This is a genomic window from Halopiger xanaduensis SH-6, assembly GCF_000217715.1.
Taxonomy (GTDB): domain Archaea; phylum Halobacteriota; class Halobacteria; order Halobacteriales; family Natrialbaceae; genus Halopiger; species Halopiger xanaduensis.
The window spans coordinates 859,275-872,505 of sequence record NC_015666.1; the positions used below are offsets into that span (position 1 = coordinate 859,275).

Below are 13,231 nucleotides of genomic sequence, written 5' to 3' on the forward strand. Positions count from 1 at the left end.
ACTCCCGTCTATCCGTGAAACACTGTATGATATTGGGCCAATCTCTCTTGACGAGGGTGGTTTGTAAATCGGCCACTCTCGTTCCCGGGCGCGCCGGGAGGTGGAACGCATGACCGATCTCGTGCCGACGACGTGCATGCGGTGTGCCGTCGGCTGCGGCCACGTCCAGCGGCCCGTCGAGCAGGGGTACGGACTCGACGTCGTCCGCGGGGACGCCTCTCATCCGGTCAACAACGGCCTGGCCTGCCAGCGCGGGGTCACCGAGACCGCCGATCCCGACGGCGAGTGGCTGGCCCGCCCGCTCGTCCGCCGCGACGGCGACCTCGTCCCGACGACCCTCGAGACGGCCTTAGAGCGCGCTGCGGAGGGACTCGAGGGCGCCCTCGACGAGGCTGGCCCCGAGGGCGTCGCGGTGCTCGGCAGCGGCCAGCAGACCAACGAGGCCGCCTACGCCTTGGGCAAGCTCGCCCGCGGCGGCTTCGGGACGCCGTACTACGACGCCAACACGACGCTGTGTATGGCCTCCGCGGTCACGGCCTACTACGACGCCTTCGGCAGCGACGCGCCGCCGCCGACCTACGACGACATTCCCGAGGCCGAGACGCACCTCGTCTGGGGCGCGAACCCGGCCGCGGCCCACCCGGTCATGTTCCGGTGGATCAACCAGTCCGCCGACGCCGAGGACTCCGAGCTAATCGTCGTCGACCCCATCGAGAGCGAGACCGCGGACGTTGCGGACCTGCACGTCCCGCTCGAGCCCGGCGGCGATCTCGCGCTGGCCCGCGCGGTGCTCGCCCGAGTCGTCGAGACCGGCCGCGTCGACGAGGAGTTCGTCGCCGCGGCGACCGAGGGCTTCGACGACTTGCGCGCCGAGCTCCCGGACGCCGAGGCGGCCGCCGAGCGCGCCGGCGTCTCGATCGAGGACGTCGACCGCATCGCGGCGGCGCTCGAGGACCCGACCCTGTGCTACTGGGGAATGGGAATCAACCAGAGCGTCAACGGCACCGCGGCGTCGGGCGCGCTGATCGACCTCTGTCTGGCGACGGGCAACCTCCGCCCGGGCTCGGGACCGTTCTCGCTGACCGGCCAGGCCAACTCGATGGGCACCCGCGTCTGCTCCTCGAAGGGGACCTGGCCCGGCCACCGGCCGTTCGACGACCCCGAGCACCGCCGCGCGGTCGCTGACCATTGGAACGTCCCCGAACCTCGCCTCCCGGCCGATCCCGGTCCCGGCCCGGTCGGCATCGTCGACGCGATCGGCGACGACGTCGAGGCCGTCTTCGCCGTCGCGACCAACCCCGTCGCGGGCATGCCCGACGCGACCCGCGTCCGCGAGCACCTCGAGGACGCCTTCCTCGTCGTCCAGGACGCCTTCCGTTCGGAGACGGCCGAACTGGCGGACGTCGTCCTGCCGGCGGCGACCTGGGGCGAATCGGCGGGGACGACGACCAACATGGAACGAACCGTCTCCCGCGTCCGCGCCGCGACGGAGACGCCCTCGGGGATCAAGACCGACCTCGAGCTCATCGGCGCGATCGGCGACCGCGTCGTGCCCGAGCTGTTCGACACGCCGCTCGAGCCCGCCGCGGTCTTCGACGAACTCGCCGCCCTGACCGCGGGGACGCCCGCCGACCTCTCGGGGATCAGCTACGATCGGCTCGAGGAGGAAGCGGCAGTTCGCTGGCCCGCACCCGCATCCGACGTTTCGGCGGGGTACCGCTACTACGACGGTCCCGACGCGAATGGGGACGACGATGCGGCCGACGCCGACGAGTCGTGGTCGTTCCCCACCGACTCCGGTCGAGCGCAGTTCTCGAGCGGACGGGCGCGTCCGCTCCCCGAGTCGACCGACGAAGCCTACCCGCTCACGCTGACGACTGGACGGCGACCGGATGCGTACAACACCGGTGTCCGTACTCGAGAGGACGAACCGCCGGTCGCCCGCGTCAGCCCCGCGACTGCCGTCGCGCTGGCCGACGAACTCGAGGGCGGCGAGCGCGTCGACGCTGCGGTTCAGGATGACGACGACGCCCAATACGGCCGCGTCGTCTCCCGTCGCGCCTCGGTCACCGTCCGCGTCGAGACCGACGAGTCGATCCCGGACGGCGTGGTCTGGCTGCCGATCCACCACCCGGCGGTCAACGACCTCACGCTACCCGACGTCGACCCGCGCTCGAAGGAGCCCAACTTCAAGCAGTGCGCGGTGCGCCTCGTGCCGCCGCGCGACCGGGACGCAAGCGCGGTCGCCGAAGTGAGCGCGTAACCGTGATCGGTGAGTCTCGATGAGCGAACCCGAGTCCGAGGACGGGCGCGTAGCTACGGGTGACCCACAGGATGAGGTCGACGGCCGGGCCACCCTCGAGGTTCGCGGCGGTCCGCGCCGGGGCGTCGCATCCGCAACCTTCGGCTTCTTCGTCGGGTTCGCCGGCGTCGTTCTCTTCGGGCCCGTCGCCGCCGAGTTCGAGGGCGCGATGGGACTGTCCGGCCTGTTGCTCGGCCTGCTGGTCGCCGCGCCCCAACTGACGGGCTCGCTGCTCCGGATTCCCTTCGGCGCGTGGGTCGAGAAGACGGGCGCGAAGAAGCCCTTCCTCGTCCTGCTGGGGCTGTCGATCGTCGGCATGGGCGGGCTGCTCGTCCTGCTGGCGACGGCCGGCGCCGACGGGCTGACGATGGCCCACTACCCGCTCGTCTTCCTGCTCGGCTCGCTGTCGGGCTGTGGCATCGCGACGTTCTCGGTCGGCACCGCCCAGACGTCGTACTGGTATCCCTCGGCGAAGCAGGGAACGGTCCTCGCGGCCTTCGGCGGCCTCGGCAACACCTCGCCGGCGATTTTCACGATCCTCGTTCCAACTGCGCTCGCCGCCGTCGGGTTGACGACCACCTACGCCGTCTGGTTTTGCTTCCTCGTCGTCGGCACGGCTGTCTACGCGCGGTACGCCGTCGACGCGCCGTACTTCCAGTTCAGCAAGCGCGGGCTCGAGGACGGCGAGGCCAGGCGCCGCGCCGAAGCGCGGGGCCAGGAGTTGTTCCCCGGCGGCGACGCGCTGGGATCGATCCGCGAGGCGGCGCGGATTCCGCGCACGTGGTCGCTCGTCGCGCTGTTTTTCGTCTCGTTCGGCGGCTTCCTCGCGCTCACGACCTGGCTGCCCTCCTACTGGCAGTCTTTCCACGGCCTCGAGTCGCGGACCGCCGGCCTCCTGACGGCCCTCGGCTTTACGCTGCTGTCGGCGGCCGTCCGCATCGGCGGCGGCGCGCTCAGCGATCGGATCGGCGGCGAGGGAACCGCGATCGCGAGCTTCGCCACGATCGCCGTCGGCGCCGCGATCCTGATCGTCGCACACGACTTCGTCCTTGCGCTGGCCGCGACGATGCTGCTCGGCGCCGGAATGGGCGTCGCCAGCGCGGCCGTCTTCCAGCTCGTCCCGAAGTACGTCCCCGACGCCGTCGGCGGCGCCTCCGGACTCGTCGGCGGCATCGGCGCCTTCGGCGGGTTCGTCGTGCCGCCGCTGCTCGGCCTGTTCGTCGACCTCCGCGGCGTCTCCGGGTACGCGGCCGGCTTCGTCGTCTACCTCGTACTCGGCCTCGTCGCGCTCGGGCTCTCGAGCCACCTCTATCGAATCAAGCCCGTCTCGACGGCGGAGGCGGGGGTTCCGGCCGACGATTGAGGGGCTCGGCGCGGCCCCGATCCGGCCGTTTCGCGTCGTTTCTTTCCGACCGATCGCGGGATTTTTCTTTCCGTTCTGCCCGTTCGGTCACTGCTAGATCGGTGGTGTCGGTTTCTCGCAGCCGTTTCGGTCCCGAATGGACGTTCCGGCGTTGAGCGATCGTCCGGCGCGGTGATTGGCCGGTTATCGGCTGTTTGAACGCCTCGAGCCGTGCTGTGACTCCGTCGACCGGACCGGGGGTCGGCTGGTAGAAAACGTCCTTATACAGATCATATCTGATTGTACATCTCACGTCTGATCCTAAAACGCGCCCTATTTTCGGTATTTGTCAACGATTAGTGTTATATGGTTTAGGTGCATGATGTAGAAACGTGAATTCCGAAATGTTTGGAGTGAAAATCCGCGGATCTACGTCGAATCGTTCGTTCGACGATGAGGTGGTCGCCGATGGTGCATAAGAAAGAGGAACAGAAGGAGGACTGCTACGGCGACGAGGTCCGGGAACACATCGAGGAGTTCGCCGAAAACGGCGGCTTCGAGGCTATCCCGGACGACGAGGTCGACAAGTGGACCACCCGGTTCAAGTTCTGGGGGGTCTTCCAGCAGCGCTCCGGCCAAGAGGAGTACTTCATGATGCGGCTGACCAACGCCAGCGGCATCTTAGAGCCGGGCCAGCTACGCCGCATCGGCGAAGTCGCCCGCGACTACGCGAAGGGCCCCGTCGAAAACCCCGAGTTCGGCAACGGCTGGATCGACCTCACGACGCGCCAGTCGATCCAACTGCACTGGCTCAAACTCGAGGACATCCCCGAAATCTGGGAGAAACTCGAGGCTGTCGGCGTCCACTCCCGTTCGGCCGGCGGCGACACGATGCGCAACATCTCGGGCTGTCCGCTCCACGGGAAGGCCGAGGAGTTCGTCGAGTCCGGCCCGCTGCTCGAGCGCTTCGAGGAGGAACTGCGCGGGGACGACGCCCTCGCGAACATGCCCCGGAAGTTCAACATCAGCGTCTCGGGCTGCCGGGTCGGCTGCGCGCAGGACTCGATCAACGACATCGGGTTCGAGCCGGCGACCAAGGAGATCGACGGCGAGGAGGTCCGCGGCTTCAACGTCCGCATCGGCGGCGGCCTCGGCGGCCGCCAGCCCCGCGCCGCGACGCCGCTTGACGTCTTCGTCCGCCCGGAGAACGCCTACGAGGTCGGCCGCGGCTTCGTCGAACTCTACCACGATTACGGCAACCGCCAGAACCGCTCGAAGAACCGCGCGCGGTTCTTCGCCGACGACTGGGGAATGGAAAAGATCCGCGAGACGCTCGAGGAGGAGTACGTCGACTTCGAACTGCACACTGCGGGCGAGGACTTCCGCGGCGAGTACACCTACAACGCCGGTCGACCCCGCGACGAGGGGCCCCACGACCACGTCGGCGTCGGCGACCAGAAGGGAGACGGCATGAAGTACGTCGGCCTGAGCGTCCCCATCGGCCGCCTGCCGGCCGAGGACGCCATCGAACTGGCTGATCTGGCCGACGAGTACGGTTCCGGCGAGATCCGGCTGACCCGTCGCCAGAACCCCGTTATCGTCGACGTCCCTCACGAAGAGGTCGACGACCTGCTCGCGGAGCCGATCCTCGAGGAGTACCCGCCCGAACCCAGCGCGTTCGAGCGCGGCGCGATGGCCTGTACCGGCACGGAGTTCTGTTCGATCGCGCTGACCGAGACGAAAGCGCGGATGGCCCGCATGCTGCGCTGGCTCAACAAGAACGTCGACCTCCCCGACGACGTCGGGAAGATCAAGATGCACTACTCCGGCTGTACGGCCGACTGCGGCCAGGCGATGACCGCCGACATCGGCCTGCAGGGGATGCGCGCTCGCAAGGACGGCGAGATGGTCGAGGCCTTCGACATCGGCGTCGGCGGCGGCGTCGGCGAGGAGCCCTCCTTCGTCGACTGGATCCAGCAGCGCATCCCGGCCGACGAGGCGCCCGGCGCGATCCGCAACCTGCTCGAGGCCTACGCGGCCCACCGCAAGGAGGGTCAGACGTTCCGTCAGTGGGTCGAGGCGACGGGCCAGGAGCAGCTCATCGAGTTCTGCGAACCCGAGGAGACGGACTTCGAGGCGCCGTACATGGACGACGCCAAGCAGTCGTGGTACCCCTTCGCCGACAGTCCGTCGGCGGCCGCGGCCCTCGAGGAATCGGCCGCGCCGTCTGACGACTGACGAGGCGACGCGCTCGCGGATCCGAACTCCAAACGCCGCTTTCCGCGTCGTCACCGCTCGAGACTGTCGGTTCGATCGCTGTCAGTGGTTTCCGTCTCGAGCAGGGACAAGCGCACGAGACCGTCTATTTGGCCCGTTGAAATCCTCAGAACGTGATACGAATCGCGTGCTGAATATAGAGGATGAGTTCAGCACACCACCTTCCTTTGTTTCGCGCCGAAACCGACGAACCATCCGCTCAGTAGACCTGCATACTGAACACCCCACTCGCTCTGAGACGGATTGGAAATATCTTCGCTATCAATGCGCAATTTAGAGACAGTACTGAACGCACTGGTAGCGATGAAGAACCGGCGGTCATCGAACCGTTTCGTGGTTGGGCTAGTGAAGCGGTTGATGACCGCCACTCTATGGAAGGGGCTCGAGCCGATTGTAGAGCAGTGTTGCGCACACCATACCTTTATACCGGTATTGAATTCGACCACTCCAAACGGTCAACGATACCTGTCTAATCTGTACTGAGCGATCACCACCTTCGCAAATCATGTTGGGTCTCGTGCGACATTCGCGCTCTGTACTCAGCACGACCGCCGAGAATTATCACCGATTGAGGTTTTCAACGAGATTGCTTGGTTCTCTGTTTGCGTAACAACCAGTCTGTCGGCCGTCGTTCTTGCAGTCGCGAAAATCAAAATTAGGGGGACCGCTGCGTCTACCCGAGCGTTCAGTCGCCGGAGGGCTCGTGGTTCGCGTGGGACTGCTGCTCGGTTCCGTAGAGCGACGTCGCCGTCCGGTAGCCGCGTACGAGCGTGTTCCGAGCGAAGTACAGCGCATTGGTCGGCCCGGTCCGGTCGACGGGAGCGCGGTAGCTGACGATCAGCGACCACATCGTCGCGACGCCGAGCGAGCCGGCCGCGGAGAAGGTCATGCCCATCGTCGCGTAGGTGCAGGCGTAGATCGCGCCGATGGTCATCGACGGGACGCTCGAGCCCAGCGGGACCTTGGCGGTCGCATCGCGGACGGTGGGCGCGAGGAAGACGATCGAGAGAGCGCTGCCGGCGAGGAAGACGAGGTCTTGCCACATCATCAAAACTCCTTACTCGGATACGAGTAAAAAGCTCGTCGGTATTGTAAACGGAACGATATATTGACTGTCAGTCGATGGTGATTCTCACTGCTCACAACGGCGACCATCGGTTTCGAGTCACCGGTGTTCTCGCGTTCGCTCGTAGGCGTAGTCGACGGCGTCCTCGAGCGAGCCGGGGCCGTCGTAGTTGGCGGAGAACAGGTCCATGAACTGGCGGGCGATCCGGTTGCACCGCTCGAAGGTTAGCACGGTTCTGACGCGGATCGTCTCGGAGAAGTCGAGTCCGGGGTAGGAGGTCGCCGTCAGCGTGTAGCCGGGGTGGTCTTCGCCGTCCAGCGACGCCGGTGCGACCTTCAGTCGGAGGTCGCCCGATTCGTGGCGGTAGGTTCGGTACTGCATCTCTCGGTCGGTGTCGGCTGGCGTGTACGACCGACTCTCTTCCGTGTTCCACGCGGGCGGCACGTCGGCGTCCATCGATCAGTGATACCAAGCGGAGTGCTACGTTCGTATCGCATTGCGCAATATTCCCGGACGTTAGTTCAGAAACTACACTACCGACGAATCTACCGCCGATAATGCGATTATATTCTGACCGTGCGTCTATTAGGTTGGGTCTGTAGTGGACAATGCGACAACTGACATTGGATTCAGGATCGGTTTCGACACCAGTTCTGGGATCGAGTCTTCGATCAGTAGCGAACTGGTACGATCTGCCCGCGATCGTCAATCGTCGGTTTCGGATTCCGCCGCGAAGACGTCCTCGACGACCGGCTCGTCGGTCTCCGTGTTCTCGGGACTGACGCTGCCGGTCCGGTAGCCGTGCAGGTCCAGCGTGACGTGGTCGAAGCCGATCCGCGACAGTTCCTCGCGGACGGTCTCGGCGAACTCCATGGTCAGCGCCCGCTCGAGTTCGTCGGGCGCGACCTCGATGCGGGCCAGGCCGTCGTGATCGCGGACGCGGAACTGGTCGAACCCCCACTGGCGCAGCAGGGCTTCGGCCTGCTCGACCCGCGTCAGGCGCTCTTCGGTGACCTCGAGGCCGGTCGGAATCCGCGAGGAGAGGCAGGCCATGGAGGGCTTGTCGGCGACCGAGAGGTCGTAGTGTGCGGCGATCGCCCGGACCTCGTCTTTCGTGATGCCGTGAGCCAAAAGCGGCGAGTGGACGTCGAGTTCCTCGACGGCCTGCAGTCCGGGCCGGTGGCCGGCGCCGGGATCGTCCGCGTTGGTCCCGTCGCAGACCGTCTCGACGCCGTGCTCGCGAGCGGTCTCGAGCATCTCGCCGAGTCGCATCGTCCGGCAGTGGTAGCAGCGGTCGTCGTCGTTTTCGACGAAGTCGTCGCTCTCGAGTTCGGAGAAGGAGACGATCTCGTGGCGGATGCCGATCTCGTCGGCGACCCGCTTTGCGTCCTCGAGTTCGGCCTCGGGGAGCGTCTCGCTTTTCGCGGTGCAGGCGATCGCGTCGTCGCCGAGGGCGTCGCGGGCGATCGCGGCCACCGCGCTCGAGTCGACCCCGCCGGAGAAGGCGACGAGCACCCCGTCGCGGGCGGCGAGGTCGGCGCGCGCGGCCTCGAGTTTCGCCGCGACCTCGTCCTCGCTCTCGCCCTCGTCCTCGACCGTTGTCATAGCCCCCCGTTCGTACCGGACGGGCAAAAGCGCGTTGTCGTCGGCGTCAGTCCCGACGACTCTCGTAGGCCGCTGGCTCAGACGTCGTCGACGTCGACGGCGCGATCCGTCTCGGCGCTCTCGTAGAGCGCGTCGATGACCGCCATGTTGGCGATCGCCTCGTTCCCGTCGGTGCGGGGCTGCCGGTCGTTCTCGGCGCAGTCGGCGAAGTGCTCGATCTCGAGGCGGTACTGATCGACCGGGTCGAACGTCTCGACCGCGTGGCGCCCGTCGATCTCATACTCGAGTTCGTAGGTATCGCTCGAGGGGTTGAAGGCGCCCTCGACCTCGATCCAGCCGTTGGCGGCCTCGATGCGGTAGCGCTGGACGTCCTGCGTGTCGAAGCCGGAGGCGATCCGGGCGGAGGCGTCGTGGTACTCGAGGATACCGGCCAGTTCCGTGTCGACGCCGCTGCCGCGGGAGTCGTTCGTGTAGGTGTAGACGCTGTCGGGCTCGCCGAGGACCTGTCGGACCAGCGAGACCGGGTAGCAACCGACGTCCATCAGGCTGCCGCCGTGCAGGTCTGGCGAGAGGCGGATGTCGTCGGGGCTGCCGAACAGCGGGAACTTGAACGACGCCGTCACGGAGCGGACGTCCTCGAGTTCCTCGCTGGCGAGCTCGAGCGCGCGCTCGGTTCGGGGATGGTAGAGGTACATGAAGCCCTCCATCAGCGTCACGCCCCGCTCCTCGCAGTGGGCGACGACCTCGCGGGCCTCCGCCGCGTCGACGGTCAGGGGCTTCTCGCAGAGCACGTCGATGCCGGCGTCGGCCGTCTTCTTCGTCCACTCGGCGTGGAACTCGTTCGGCAGCGGGATGTACACCGCGTCGACGTCGGACTCCTCGATGAGCGCCTCGTAGCCCTCGTAGCAGTCGTCGATCCCGAACTCGTCGGCGAACGCCTCGGCCCGCTCGAGGTCTCGAGACGCGACGGCCGTGACCTCGTGTTCGGTCGGTTCGATTCCCGGAAGAAAGGCCTTCCGTGCGATGCCAGCAGTACTCAGTACGCCGAAATCCATGGTACGACGTTTCGCGAAGGGGCGTAAATAACCGCCCGATCCGCTCGCGGCCCGCGGTTCGGTTTACGGCGGGCCCGCTCGAGTGGTTCAGTCTCGAGCGCGATCTGCGGTCGCGCTCACGCGGTCGTCCACGAGATCGCGTTCCGCAGGAGTCCCCGGAAGCCGTCGCTTCGCAGCGCCTCGTCCGTGTGGCCGATCGAGATGTAGCAGACGCGACCGTCGCCCTCCGTCCGGACCCAGGCGATGGGATAGTCCTCGAAGTCGGGATCCGGGTGGTCCATCCGCGCGAGGATCGTCAGGTCGCTGTCCGCGCCCTCGTCGGCGTCTACCTGATAGGGCTCGTCGTGGACGCTGAAGTCCTCGACGCCGGCCGTCACGGGATGGTCGGCGACGATATCGACGCCGAACTCGGCCTGTTCGGGGTGGTCGAGGAAGTGGCCGCCGACCAGCGACCGAAGCTCGGGAATCGGTTCGTCGCGCTTCTCGAGCACCTCGTTGGCGTCGGGATCCGACGGCGGCGTGCTCTGCAGGTCGGCGGCGCAGTGGACGCCGAGGTAGCCGCCACCGTTCCGGACGAACTCGAGCAGGCCCTCCTGCTGGTCGTCGGTGAGCGTGCTATCGGTGAGATAGTCGATCAGGAGGTCGTACGCCGAGTGGGGGAGCGCGGCGAGCTCGTCGCGGTCCGTCGTGGTCGTCACGTCGGCGGCGTCGCCGACCGCGTCGACCAGTTCCGGTCCCTTCTCGTCGATCTTGTGGAACGGAAACGTGTTCTCGCCGATCAGTAGTGCGTCCGTCATATCTCCGTCGTTGCGGGCGACCACCAAGTAGTTTGATACCGCGTGGCGTCCCGATCCGCCGCTCCGAGGCCGTCACGAGCGCGCCGGAGCGTTAAGACGCTGCTCGCAGTACCGTTTCACCCGATGTCAGTATCCGATCGCCTGCGTCAGTTGCGGCCGTCCGCCGGCTCCGGGCCCGAGCCCGAGAATCGAATCCGCCCCGACGCGGACGAGCGTTCGCGTACCGCGGACAAAAACGTCGCCGGCGCGGTCGTCCGCGGCGTCCAGGCCGGCGTCGTAGCGACGCTGATCATGACGGCCTTCCGGCTGCCGATCATGCGGTCGCTGCCGCCGTCGGCGAACTTCTGGTCGCAGTACGTCGCCCGCGACGACGACCCCGACGAGCACCCGGTCGCCGGCCTCGCCCTGCACCTCGCGTACGGGATTCAGGGCGGTGCGATGTTCGGCGCCCTGTTCGAACTCCAGGACGCCGAACAGGCGATCGAACCCGAGCAGCGCGGCCTCATCTGGGGCCCGATCTACGGGATGGTGCTGTCGGCGTTGGGATCGCAGCTCGTGCTGAAGGAGCTGCTCGGCATCCAACTCGAGGCGGACGAACTCGCGCTGTTTCACGCGGGCCACCTCGTCTACGGGCTCTCGCTCGGCGCCTGGGTCGGCTCCCGCACGGAGGGCGCCGCGGATCCGGAGACGGAGTACGAGTACGACGACGGGAACTGACGCGAACGGGAGCACAGCCGCGACTACCGCCGCGACCGTTCTCACCCGCGAACGCCGCTGTCGTCCTCACCCGCGAACGCCGCTGTCGTCCTCACCCGCGAACGCCGCTGTCGTCCTCACCCGCGAATGCCGCTGTCGTCCTCACCCTCGTCGTCCGTCGCCGAACCGGTGCGAAACTGTCCTCGAAGGTATCGCTCGCCCCGTCGCGCCAGGCGATACTTTCCGCGTTCTACCTTGTCGACGAACCCGTGCGCCTCGAGTTCGATCAGCCGTCGGTTCACTTCCTTTCGGCTGAAGCCGGTGTTGAAGGCCACGACTGACGGCGTGAGAGCGAGCCCGGTGTCGTGGAACGCGGCGAGTATCTCGTCGTCCATCGGCGTCATCCACTCGGCCGGGCGCCGGACCCGGGACGGCTCGCTCAACAGCACCCGCGCCCATTCGGTCGTCCGGGTGTCGTTCGTCACGGGATCGTAGAGCCCGAAGACGACGAGCAACGCGGCGATCGCGTGGACCCAGTGGACCAGCGCCGGCGCGACCAGTTCGGCGATCGGCCCGGCGATCACGGCCAAGGTTACCCCCGCGACGGTGACGAGCACGAACCGGCGGTAGGCCGCGACGGACGCCTCGAGCGAGAGGAAGTACAGGAGTTCGAGGGCGACGACGATGCCGATCGCGAGGTTGTAGCCGGCGAAGGGGGTCAGTCCGTCCACGGGGGGTCACCTCCGGACCGCCGCCGATAGAGTTGTCGGTGGCGAAGTATCAACAGGCCGAGGACGATCGCGACGATCGTGTTCGCCGCGCTCCGGAGCACGTGCAACGCGAGGGTTTCCGGGCCGGTCACGAGCACCATCGTGTGGTAGATCGTCAGCGTCACCATCCCGAGCGAGAGGAGGGCGATCGCCGTTCCGAAGGGGGAGTTCCGGAAGATGCCCCACGAGAGCAGCGCGAACACGCCGGCTCCGGTGCTGGCGACGATCGCGACCGGGACGCCGAGGAGGTGAACGGCAGTGTGGCCCACGGGTGGCATAACGCGGCCGGCGATCGTTAAGGCGCGGCATGGGATTTCAACCGCGCGGTGATGATCCCTCAGATCCGCCATACGGCGCGGGGTCGCGAGGTCTGACCAACTCCTCGCTGGTGCGGGCGACGCGATCGACCGCCGCGCCGCGACGGGGAGTAATCCCTCGTAAACCGCCCCTCACCGATCGGCCGCACCGCGACGGTTGCGGCGAGTCGCGCGCCTCACCGTTCGGCCGGATCGGCGTGGGGTGTGGATAACAAAGCCGGTCGTCGCCGACGGCTCGAACGCAATGGCTCTGACTCAGATCGATCACGTCAGCGAGGACGAGGAGATGCAGGAGTGTATCGACAGCTGCCTCGAGTGCGCCCAGGCCTGCGAGTGGTGCGCGGACGAGTGTGCCGACGAGGGCGAGGAGATGGCCGAGTGTCTCCGGCTCTGCCGAGACGTCGCCGATCTCGTGTCGCTGCACGCGCGGTTCATGGCCCGCAACTCGGGCTACAGCTCGGACGTCGCCGCGATCACCGCCGACGCCTGCGAGGAGTGTGCCGACGAGTGCGAGCAACACGACGCCGAGCACTGTCAGGTCTGCGCGGACGTCCTCCGCGACTGCGCGGAGACCTGTCGAAACATGGCGTCGGCCTGATCGCGACCGACGGATGGACGCGACGACGAGGCTCGCCGCCGCCGGCAACTGTCTGCTCGGCTGCTGGCTGATCGTCGCCGCGGCCGTCCTCGCCCCGTCGGGGATCGCCCGCTGGAACGACGTCCTGGTCGGCGCCGCGGTCGCCGTCCTCGCCGGGTACAACTACGTCGACGTCCGCGACCGGCGATCCCCGAGCGCGGTCGGCGCGTGCCTCGTCGCGGTCCTCGGCGGCTGGCTCGTCGTCGCGCCGTTCGTCCTCGGGCTCGGCCGCGCGCAACCGGCGCTGTGGAACGACGTCGCCGTCGGGACCGTGATCGCGAGCTTCGGCGGCTACAACGCCTACGTCGCGGCCGCCGCCGACCGCCCCCCGTCCGTCCGCACGACCGCCGAATAGCGATCGCCGCAT

General features: G+C 67.3%; 13 protein-coding genes. 6 read left to right on the top strand and 7 right to left on the bottom strand.

From position 1 onward, the window contains the following. The first annotated feature begins 109 nt into the window (after nucleotides 1-109). The 3 genes from nasA to HALXA_RS04245 all read left to right on the top strand — a co-directional run bounded on the left by nasA (nucleotide 110) and on the right by HALXA_RS04245 (nucleotide 5,882). Entirely contained in the window at nucleotides 110-2,263 is a 2,154-nt protein-coding gene (gene nasA / locus HALXA_RS04235) for an assimilatory nitrate reductase NasA (protein WP_013879079.1), read from the top strand. A 19-nt stretch (nucleotides 2,264-2,282) separates the two neighbouring features. Then, nucleotides 2,283-3,665 carry an MFS transporter gene (locus HALXA_RS04240; protein WP_013879080.1) on the top strand — a complete coding sequence of 461 codons (1,383 nt, stop codon included), beginning with the start codon at nucleotides 2,283-2,285 and terminating at the stop codon, nucleotides 3,663-3,665. Nucleotides 3,666-4,112: 447 nt separating this feature from the next. Continuing rightward, nucleotides 4,113-5,882 (top strand): nitrite/sulfite reductase, encoded by a 1,770-nt coding sequence (locus HALXA_RS04245; protein WP_013879081.1) that lies wholly within the window; start codon nucleotides 4,113-4,115, stop codon nucleotides 5,880-5,882. 724 nt (nucleotides 5,883-6,606) lie between these two features. On the opposite strand, the gene HALXA_RS04250 is transcribed toward HALXA_RS04245, so the two are convergent. From HALXA_RS04250 to HALXA_RS04270, 5 genes are all read right to left on the bottom strand, one after another. After that, nucleotides 6,607-6,966, bottom strand: a complete 360-nt coding sequence (locus tag HALXA_RS04250) for a hypothetical protein (RefSeq protein ID WP_049895401.1) — start codon at nucleotides 6,964-6,966, stop codon at nucleotides 6,607-6,609. 120 nt (nucleotides 6,967-7,086) lie between these two features. Beyond that, nucleotides 7,087-7,443, bottom strand: coding sequence for a hypothetical protein (locus tag HALXA_RS04255; RefSeq protein WP_013879083.1), 357 nt, complete (start codon nucleotides 7,441-7,443; stop codon nucleotides 7,087-7,089). A gap of 249 nt (nucleotides 7,444-7,692) precedes the next feature. Beyond that, complete coding sequence (gene larE / locus HALXA_RS04260) at nucleotides 7,693-8,592, bottom strand: ATP-dependent sacrificial sulfur transferase LarE (protein ID WP_013879084.1); 900 nt, start codon at nucleotides 8,590-8,592, stop codon at nucleotides 7,693-7,695. Between the two features lie 77 nt (nucleotides 8,593-8,669). Beyond that, entirely contained in the window at nucleotides 8,670-9,647 is a 978-nt protein-coding gene (locus tag HALXA_RS04265) for a Gfo/Idh/MocA family protein (RefSeq protein WP_013879085.1), read from the bottom strand. A 116-nt stretch (nucleotides 9,648-9,763) separates the two neighbouring features. Continuing rightward, nucleotides 9,764-10,444: a ThuA domain-containing protein gene (locus HALXA_RS04270; RefSeq protein WP_013879086.1), complete on the bottom strand. Its 681-nt coding sequence runs from the start codon at nucleotides 10,442-10,444 to the stop codon at nucleotides 9,764-9,766. Between the two features lie 123 nt (nucleotides 10,445-10,567). Here HALXA_RS04270 and HALXA_RS04275 point away from each other — a divergent pair, with 123 nt between their 5' ends. Continuing rightward, nucleotides 10,568-11,161, top strand: a complete 594-nt coding sequence (locus HALXA_RS04275; RefSeq protein WP_013879087.1) for a hypothetical protein — start codon at nucleotides 10,568-10,570, stop codon at nucleotides 11,159-11,161. A gap of 116 nt (nucleotides 11,162-11,277) precedes the next feature. Here the strand turns inward: HALXA_RS04275 and HALXA_RS04280 are convergent, their stop codons facing one another. Beyond that, a complete protein-coding gene (locus HALXA_RS04280; RefSeq protein WP_013879088.1) occupies nucleotides 11,278-11,871 on the bottom strand; it encodes a hypothetical protein in 594 nt (197 codons plus the stop codon). Next, entirely contained in the window at nucleotides 11,859-12,188 is a 330-nt protein-coding gene (locus HALXA_RS04285) for a hypothetical protein (RefSeq protein WP_245550076.1), read from the bottom strand. Before HALXA_RS04285 ends, HALXA_RS04280 begins: the two co-directional genes overlap by 13 nt. Nucleotides 12,189-12,471: 283 nt before the next feature. Here HALXA_RS04285 and HALXA_RS04290 point away from each other — a divergent pair, with 283 nt between their 5' ends. Both HALXA_RS04290 and HALXA_RS04295 read left to right on the top strand, forming a co-directional pair. Then, on the top strand, nucleotides 12,472-12,825 hold the full coding sequence (locus tag HALXA_RS04290; protein WP_013879090.1) for a four-helix bundle copper-binding protein: 354 nt from the start codon (nucleotides 12,472-12,474) through the stop codon (nucleotides 12,823-12,825). A 13-nt stretch (nucleotides 12,826-12,838) separates the two neighbouring features. Beyond that, a complete protein-coding gene (locus HALXA_RS04295) occupies nucleotides 12,839-13,219 on the top strand; it encodes an SPW repeat domain-containing protein (protein WP_013879091.1) in 381 nt (126 codons plus the stop codon). Nucleotides 13,220-13,231 lie beyond the last annotated feature (12 nt).

What these genes read in the sequence shown, in the direction of transcription:
- nasA (WP_013879079.1), top strand. Translation starts at nt 110, where the DNA reads ATGACCGATCTCGTGCCGACGACGTGCATGCGGTGTGCCGTCGGCTGC.
- HALXA_RS04240 (WP_013879080.1), top strand. Translation starts at nt 2,283, where the DNA reads ATGAGCGAACCCGAGTCCGAGGACGGGCGCGTAGCTACGGGTGACCCA.
- HALXA_RS04245 (WP_013879081.1), top strand. Translation starts at nt 4,113, where the DNA reads ATGGTGCATAAGAAAGAGGAACAGAAGGAGGACTGCTACGGCGACGAG.
- HALXA_RS04250 (WP_049895401.1), bottom strand. Translation starts at nt 6,966, where the DNA reads ATGTGGCAAGACCTCGTCTTCCTCGCCGGCAGCGCTCTCTCGATCGTC.
- HALXA_RS04255 (WP_013879083.1), bottom strand. Translation starts at nt 7,443, where the DNA reads ATGGACGCCGACGTGCCGCCCGCGTGGAACACGGAAGAGAGTCGGTCG.
- larE (WP_013879084.1), bottom strand. Translation starts at nt 8,592, where the DNA reads ATGACAACGGTCGAGGACGAGGGCGAGAGCGAGGACGAGGTCGCGGCG.
- HALXA_RS04265 (WP_013879085.1), bottom strand. Translation starts at nt 9,647, where the DNA reads ATGGATTTCGGCGTACTGAGTACTGCTGGCATCGCACGGAAGGCCTTT.
- HALXA_RS04270 (WP_013879086.1), bottom strand. Translation starts at nt 10,444, where the DNA reads ATGACGGACGCACTACTGATCGGCGAGAACACGTTTCCGTTCCACAAG.
- HALXA_RS04275 (WP_013879087.1), top strand. Translation starts at nt 10,568, where the DNA reads ATGTCAGTATCCGATCGCCTGCGTCAGTTGCGGCCGTCCGCCGGCTCC.
- HALXA_RS04285 (WP_245550076.1), bottom strand. Translation starts at nt 12,188, where the DNA reads ATGCCACCCGTGGGCCACACTGCCGTTCACCTCCTCGGCGTCCCGGTC.
- HALXA_RS04290 (WP_013879090.1), top strand. Translation starts at nt 12,472, where the DNA reads ATGGCTCTGACTCAGATCGATCACGTCAGCGAGGACGAGGAGATGCAG.
- HALXA_RS04295 (WP_013879091.1), top strand. Translation starts at nt 12,839, where the DNA reads ATGGACGCGACGACGAGGCTCGCCGCCGCCGGCAACTGTCTGCTCGGC.